This is a genomic window from Hoylesella loescheii DSM 19665 = JCM 12249 = ATCC 15930 (assembly GCF_000378085.1).
In the GTDB taxonomy this organism is placed as follows: domain Bacteria; phylum Bacteroidota; class Bacteroidia; order Bacteroidales; family Bacteroidaceae; genus Prevotella; species Prevotella loescheii.
On record NZ_KB899219.1, the window covers coordinates 122,820 to 123,539 of the forward strand.

Here is a 720-nt window from a genome sequence, read left to right on the forward strand (position 1 = left end):
TTTGCCGAGTGTCGGCCCGAGGGTTTGGCCTTGGTGTAGTCCGTTTCGCCCAATATCACCGAGGGATATTGCTGCGTATAGGCCCAATCGCCTTTGCCCGAGATCATCTCCCACCAAACGCCCACGTACTTGACGGGCCTTATCCACGACGTGTCGGCATACTTGCAGGGGTCGTTGAGGTTGAGTATGAGGTTGGAGGCGAGCACTCGGCGTGCGTCGTCGGTTACCATCACCGTGCGCCAAGGACTGCGGAAGGGCGTGTGCAGGTAAGCCTTGGCGCCCGTTGCGTCGGGCGTGAGCCATGAGGTGAACACCATCTCGCGGTCGTCTAGGTTGAGGTTCATCGCCGGATAGTCAACCAACGCCGCCTCGTGCAGGTTGATATACAGTCCGTCGGCCGTTTTCATCATCAGCGAAGTCTGAACGCCCGTGGGCGAGAAGGTCGTCTGCGACATGTTGTCGGTTATCGCCCCCTTCATCTGCTGTCGCACCTGACTCAGTCGCGACTGTGTGTATTCGTACTCCTGGGTGTCGTAATCGCCCGGAATCCACCATGCCGTGTGGTCGCCCGCCATGGCAAACTCGGTGCGTTCGTCCTTCACCACGAAGTAGTTTAGTTTGCCTTCCTGCGGGAATTCGTAGCGAAAGCCCACCCCGTCGTCGTATACGCGGAAGCGGATGTTGAGCATACGTTGGGTGGATTTCTGTTCGAGGCGCACC

At 58.6% G+C, this 720-nt stretch carries 1 protein-coding gene; it reads right to left on the reverse strand.

All coding sequences use genetic code 11. The features are described 5' to 3' along the window. Positions 1-720, reverse strand: a 720-nt coding sequence (locus F453_RS14310; protein WP_018968024.1) for a glycoside hydrolase family 97 N-terminal domain-containing protein, incomplete at both ends; no start/stop codon positions are given.